The sequence below is a fragment of the Streptomyces kanasensis genome (assembly GCF_043077165.1).
Taxonomy (GTDB): domain Bacteria; phylum Actinomycetota; class Actinomycetes; order Streptomycetales; family Streptomycetaceae; genus Streptomyces; species Streptomyces changanensis.
Genome location: NZ_JBIBSF010000004.1, coordinates 373,884 through 380,219 on the forward strand (window position 1 = coordinate 373,884; position 6,336 = coordinate 380,219).

A 6,336-nucleotide genomic window follows, 5' to 3' on the forward strand; every position below is an offset into this window, starting at 1 on the left:
CGTTTCGCGCCGGCACCCCTACTAGACTTATGACCCAACACCCGGCAGAACCCGCCGGGTGGTGACCCGAGGAGCCACCCTTGGCTGCTGAGCTGCACGTCGAGCTGGTCGCCGCGGACCGGAATGTCTGGTCCGGCGGGGCCACCCTGGTCATCGCGCGCACCACCTCCGGCGACATCGGCGTCATGCCCGGCCACCAGCCGCTGCTCGGTGTGCTGGAGTCGGGCCCGGTGACCATCCGTACGAGTGATGGTGGAACGGTCGTCGCCGCGGTGCACGGCGGTTTCCTGTCGTTCGCGGACAACAAGCTGTCGCTGCTCGCGGAGATCGCCGAGCTGGCGGACGAGATCGACACCCAGCGTGCCGAGCGTGCGCTGGAGCGTGCGAAGGCGGAGTCGGACGCCGCTGCCGAGCGGCGCGCCGAGATCCGGCTGCGCGCGGTGGCGGCGCGCTAGCGCACCGCCACTGATGTACCTCGCCGGGCGCCCTCCAGGGGGCGGCCCGGCCCCTCAGCCGCGGCCCCGGCTGGACCATCCAGACCGGGCCGCGGCTGAGGCGATGCGGATGCAGGTCGTATTCGGTTACAGGACGAGGCGAGGAGGTCGGTGGAGATGTTCCTCGCTCTGCTGGTGAGCGCACTGGTCGTCGCACTGGTGGTGATCGGGCTCTTCGTCTTCGGCCTGCGCCGGCGGCTCATCCAGCGCTCCGGCGGCACCTTCGACTGCAGCCTGCGCTGGAACGTCCCCGAGGAGACCGACACCTCCGGCAAGGGGTGGGTGTACGGGGTCGCCCGGTACAGCGGCGACCGGATCGCCTGGTTCCGCGTCTTCTCCTACGCCCCCCGTCCCCGTCGCGTCCTGGAGCGGGCCGCCATCGAGGTCCTGGACCGCCGCCTGCCGGAGGGCGAGGAGGAGCTGGCGCTCCTGTCGGACTCCGTCGTCCTCGGCTGTCTGCACCGGGACACGCGCTTGGAGCTCGCCATGAGCGAGGACGCCCTCACGGGCTTCCTCGCCTGGCTGGAGGCGGCGCCCCCGGGCCAACGGGTGAACGTGGCGTAAGCGCCCCGTACGCACCTACCGCCGCGCGGTGCCCCGTATCGCCGGTACCTCCGTACCCCCCGTACCGCCGCGCGGTACTCCCGTACCGGCGCGTGGTACCCACCCCGTGCACACGGGTCGAGGCGCCCCCCCGGGGGCGGCGCGGCCCGTTTGGTGGGGGGGGGTGGCGGGGGGGGGGGGGGGGTTACCGCGGCCGGGGGGGGTGGGGTTCGCCCGCGCACCCGTGGGGGGGGGGGCGCTGAACTCCCAGAAGAACGCCCCACCGAGCCCCTGGCCCTTGGCCCAGCTCATCTTGGACTGGACGGTCGCCGGGGTGTCGTAGCTCCACCAGTTGGTGCCGCAGTGGGCGTACGCCGTGCCGGCCACGGTGCCGTTCGCCGGGCAGGTGTTCTTCAGGACCTTGTAGTCCTCGATGCCCTGCTCGTAGGTGCCGGCCGCCGGGCCCGTCGCCGTGCCGCCCGGCTCCTTCTGGGTGACGCCGGTCCAGCCGCGGCCGTAGAAGCCGATGCCGAGCAGCAGCTTCGCGGACGGCACGCCCTTCGCCTTCAGCTTGGCGATGGCCTCGGCGGAGTTGAAGCCGGCCTGCGGGATGCCCGGGTAGGAGGTGAGCGGGGAGTGCGGGGCCGTCGGACCCTTCGCCGCCCAGGCGCCGAAGAAGTCGTACGTCATCACGTTGTACCAGTCGGTGTACGCGGCGGCCGGACCGTAGTCGGCGGCGTCGATCTTGCCGCCGGGCGAGGCGTCCGCGGTGATGGCGGCGGTGACCAGGTTCTTCGTGCCGAACTTGGCCCGCATGGCCTTCATCATGTTGGTGAAGGCGGCCGGGCCGCTGGTGTCGCAGGTCAGACCGCAGGCGTTGGGGTACTCCCAGTCCAGGTCGATGCCGTCGAAGACGTCGGCCCAGCGCGGGTCCTCCACCAGGTCGTAGCAGGACTGGGCGAACGCGGCCGGGTTCTGCACGGCCTGGCCGAAGCCGCCGGACCAGGTCCAGCCGCCGAACGACCACAGCACCTTGATGTGCGGGTACTGGGCCTTCAGCTTGCGCAGCTGGTTGAAGTTGCCGCGCAGCGGCTGGTCCCAGGTGTCGGCCTTGCCGTCGACGGACTGGTCGGCGGTGTACGCCTTGTCGTAGTCGGCGTAGGCGTCACCGATGGTGCACTTGCCGCCCTGGACGTTGCCGAACGCGTAGTTGATGTGGGTGATCTTGGCGGCCGAGCCGGACGTCACGAGGTTCTTGACGTGGTAGTTGCGGCCGTAGACGCCCCAGTTGGTGAAGTAGCCCAGCTTGACCTTGTCCGTCGGGCCGGGGCCCGGGCCGGGGTCGGTGCCGCCGCCCGTGGTGCGGACCGCGACCGAGCCGCTCGCCGGTCCGGTCTGGTCGGCGGTGTCACGGGCCTGGACGCTGTAGGAGTAGTCGGTGCCGGCGGACAGACCGGTGTCGGAGAACGACAGGCCGGTGACCGTGGCGACCTTGGCGCCGTCGCGCAGGACGTCGTAGTTCTTGACGCCCTTGTCGTCCGTGGCCGCGGTCCAGGCGAGCTTCACCGAGGTGTCGGTGACGTCCGAGGCGGTCGGGGTGCCGGGGGCGGACGGCTTCGCGTCGCCGGGCTGGTCCGGGGTTCCGTCGCAGGAGCCGCCGTTCAGCTTGCACCCGCTGGGGGAGCCGGTGCCGGAGCCGTTGAACCCGAAGGAGACGGAGGCGCCGGGGGCGAGGGTCCCGTTCCACCCGATGTTCTTGGCGGTCCAGTGGGTCCCGCTGTTGGTGACGGAGGCGTCCCAGGCGGAGGAGACCGACGTGCCGGAGGGGAAGTCCCACTCGACGGTCCAGGAGCCGAGAGTGGTGGTGCCGGTGTTCTTCACCGTCCACCTGCCCTCGAAGCCGGATCCCCAGTCGGAGACCTTGGCGTAGGTGGCGGTCGCCGAGGTGGCGGCCTGCGCGGGGGTCGCGAGGCCGACCATCGCGGCCAGGGGCAGCAGCAGTGCGGTGGCTCCGGCCGTGGCTCTGGCCAGGAGACCCCTTCTGCGCGGAAGTGCTTGAGTGCTCGTACTCAACGGTGCTCCTCAAGGTGCGGACGGACAACGTGGGGGTCCGTGCGTCCGTGAAATGTGCGCGCCGTGAGCGTAGGAAGGTCTGGACCAATCGTCAATAGGTCCAGACCACTTGAGTGCGCTTCGGGGGAGCCGCCCCGTCAGACGCCCAACTCCCGCGCCAGCACCGCCGCCTGCACCCTGCTGCGCAGCCCCAGCTTCCCCAGCATGCGGCTGACGTGCGTCTTCACCGTCGCCTCCGCCATGTCCAGGCGCACCGCGATCTCCGCGTTCGACAGCCCCTCGCCCAGGCACGACAGCACTTCGCGCTCCCGCCGGGTCAGCGGCTCCAGCACCGCCGGGTCCGGCGCCGCGCCACGTGCGGCGGGCCGCCGGGGGGCCGCGAACTCGGCGATCAGCCGCCTGGTCACCGCCGGCGCGATGAGCCCCTCGCCGCGCGCCACCGTCCGCACGCCCTCGATCAGGTCCCGCGCCTCGGTGTTCTTCAGCAGGAACCCGGCCGCGCCGGCGCGCAGCGCGCCGAAGACGTACTCGTCCAGGTCGAAGGTGGTCAGCACCAGGACGTCCGCGATCCCCTCGGAGACCACCTGGCGCGTCGCCGAGACACCGTCGAGCAGCGGCATCTGAATGTCCATCAGGACGACATCGGGCCGCAGCTCCCGCGCCAGCCGCACCGCCTCCTCGCCGTCGCCCGCCTCGCCCACGACCTCGATGTCGGGGGCGCTGCGCAGGATGAGGACGAGGCCGGCGCGTACGGCCCGCTGGTCCTCCGCGACCAGCACCCGGACGGGACGGCCCACCGCCCCCGCCCGGCCCCTCGTCCCGGTGTCGCCGGTGGTTCCGGTGGTTCCGGTGCCGCCGGTGCTTCCGGTGGGGCCTGTCGTCCCCGTTGGGCCCGGCGTTCCCGTGCCCGGTCCTGGGGCCGTGCCGGGTCTCATGCCCGCACCGCCGGTGCCCGTACCGCTCGTGCCGGCGCTCGTACCGCCCGCGCCCGTACCCGTGTTCATGCCGCCGGCTCCTCGTCGTCCTTCGCCACGGGCAGCACCGCCCGTACCCGCCACGTCCTGCCCCCGGTCCCGCCCGCCCCGTCCATTGGGCCCGCCTCGAACTCGCCGCCCAGCAGCGCCACCCGCTCCCGCATCCCCACCAGGCCGGCCCCCGATCCGGGTGCCCGGGGCCCGGACGCGCGCGGTCCGGCCGCCGGGCGGTCGAACGGGCTGGTCACCGCGACCGTCAGCGCGTGGTCGGCCCGCTCCACCACGACGGTCACCTCGCCCGCGTCGGCGTGCTTGAGCGCGTTCGTCAGCGACTCCTGCACGATGCGGTACGCGGCGAGCCCCACCGGCGCCGGCAGGCGGCCGTCCGGCGGCGGGGCGGTCAGTGTGAACGTCAGCCCGCTCGCCGTGCCGTGCGCCGCCGTCTGCCGTACCAGCGCGGCGAGCCCGGCGAGGGTCGGCGCGGGCGCGGGCTCGTCCCGTCCGCCGCTGTCCCGGAGCAGTGAGATGAGGCGACGCATTTCGGCCAGGCCCTCGACGCTGTTCTCCCGGATCACGCCGAGCGCCTCACGGCTCGTCCCCGGGTCGTCCAGGGAGAGCGCGGCGGTCGAGTGGATGGCGATCGCGGAGAGGTGCCCGGCCACCATGTCGTGCAGCTCCCGCGCCATCCGGGCCCGCTCCGCCACGACCGCCTCGCGGCGGTCCATCTCGGCCAGCAGCGCCGTCTGCTCGGCCCGCAGCCGGGCCGCGTCGGCGGCCTGCCGGTGGTTGCGGACCACCGCGCCGGTGGTGGCGGGCACGAACGACACCATGCCGGTGAGCACGCCGAGCAGCAGCGCCCACGGCTCCCGGTACCAGGCGAGCGACGCGATCGAGACCGCGACGGTGATCAGCCCCGTCGTCACCGGCAGCCGCCGGGCGGAGGCGGGCGGGCCGTACACGACGGCCGCGTACACGAGGTCCGTGAACATCATGATCGTCGCGATGCTGCCGCGCGTGAACTGGTCCGCGACGACCGCGACCGTCCCGACCAGCAGGACCGTGCGCGGCCGGCTGCGCCGGAGGAACTCCAGCGACGTCATCACCAGCAGCGGCAGCAGGACGACCCACGGCGCGTCCAGGATGGCGTGTTTCGGCCCCTGGTTGAACACGCCGAGCGACCAGAGGAGCAGGCCGCCGGCCAGGCCCGTCGAAGCCAGGAAGACGTCGTTGCGGTGGGGGCGGGGCGGTGTCACGATCCCATCCAACACGCCCCCGCGGCCCCGGTGCGTCGGCGCCCCGGGTGAGCCGCGACTACATCGAAGGATGCAGCCACGACTCCTCATCGGCGACGACGCCCGGCGCGCGCGGGGGCGGCAGGCTGGGGGCATGGTCGTCACACTGATCGTGGTCTGCGAAGTCGGCTTCTGGGTGCTGCTGGCCGCCGGACTCGCCACCCGCTACCTGCTGAAGATGCCGCGCACGGGCGCCGCGCTGCTGCTCTGCGAGCCGCTGCTGGAGGTCGTCCTGCTGGTGGTCACCGCGATGGACCTCCGGGGCGGCGCGGAGCCGAGCTGGCGGCACGGGCTGGCCGCGCTGTACATCGGGTACACCGTCGGCCACGGCCACCGCACGGTGAAGTGGCTCGACGGCCACGCCGCCCACCGCTTCGGCGGCGCCCCCCGCCCGGCCGGCCCCCCGCGCTACGGCACGTCCCGCGCCCGCTACGAGGGCCGGCTCTGGCTCGGCACCCTCCTGGGCGCGGCGGTCGCGACCCTCCTGCTGTGGCTGGCGATCCTGTACGTCGGCGACCCGAGCCGCACCGGCCCCCTCCAGGGCTGGATGGGCGCGGCGTGGCGGGCGGCCGGCATCCACGGCCTGATCGCGCTGTCGTACGTGGTCTGGCCGCGGAAGGCACCCGAGGTCGAGCCCGAGCCCGAGCCCGAGCGCGACAGGCAGGACCCGGTCCCGACGGAACGCCGCTGACCCCCGCCCGCCCCGCCCCGCCCCGCGGCCGGGCGGGGCGCCGCGGTGGTCGGCGTCGGGGGCGGGGTCGGGGGTCGGCGTTCTCCGCCGGGGACCCACAGGACGTCGCCCGGCTCCTTGTCGGCCGTCCGCGCGAGAATGCTGTGTCTTTCCGGGGGCGACCCCCGGACCCCCGGCCGGGCGGGGCGCCGCGGTGGTCGGCGTCGGGGGCGGGGTCGGGGGTCGGCGTTCTCCGCCGGGGACCCACAGGACGTCGCCCGGCTCCTTGG

General features: G+C 73.7%; 6 protein-coding genes. 3 read left to right on the forward strand and 3 right to left on the reverse strand.

Annotated elements, in window-relative coordinates; genetic code table 11:
• Positions 1-80 precede the first annotated feature (80 nt).
• A complete protein-coding gene (locus ACF053_RS13330; protein WP_058943728.1) occupies positions 81-455 on the forward strand; it encodes a F0F1 ATP synthase subunit epsilon in 375 nt (124 codons plus the stop codon).
• Between the two features lie 156 nt (positions 456-611).
• Positions 612-1,058: a DUF2550 domain-containing protein gene (locus tag ACF053_RS13335; protein ID WP_391953973.1), complete on the forward strand. Its 447-nt coding sequence runs from the start codon at positions 612-614 to the stop codon at positions 1,056-1,058.
• Positions 1,059-1,073: 15 nt separating this feature from the next.
• Here the strand turns inward: ACF053_RS13335 and ACF053_RS13340 are convergent, their stop codons facing one another.
• From ACF053_RS13340 to ACF053_RS13350, 3 genes are all read right to left on the reverse strand, one after another.
• Positions 1,074-3,110, reverse strand: a complete 2,037-nt coding sequence (locus tag ACF053_RS13340; protein ID WP_391953974.1) for a glycoside hydrolase family 18 chitinase — start codon at positions 3,108-3,110, stop codon at positions 1,074-1,076.
• A gap of 137 nt (positions 3,111-3,247) precedes the next feature.
• Positions 3,248-3,907: a response regulator gene (locus tag ACF053_RS13345; protein ID WP_391953975.1), complete on the reverse strand. Its 660-nt coding sequence runs from the start codon at positions 3,905-3,907 to the stop codon at positions 3,248-3,250.
• Positions 3,908-4,110: 203 nt separating this feature from the next.
• Entirely contained in the window at positions 4,111-5,337 is a 1,227-nt protein-coding gene (locus ACF053_RS13350) for a sensor histidine kinase (protein ID WP_391953976.1), read from the reverse strand.
• 133 nt (positions 5,338-5,470) lie between these two features.
• On the opposite strand from ACF053_RS13350, the gene ACF053_RS13355 reads away from it, so the two are divergent.
• A complete protein-coding gene (locus ACF053_RS13355) occupies positions 5,471-6,067 on the forward strand; it encodes a hypothetical protein (protein WP_391954104.1) in 597 nt (198 codons plus the stop codon).
• The last annotated feature ends 269 nt before the right edge of the window (positions 6,068-6,336 follow it).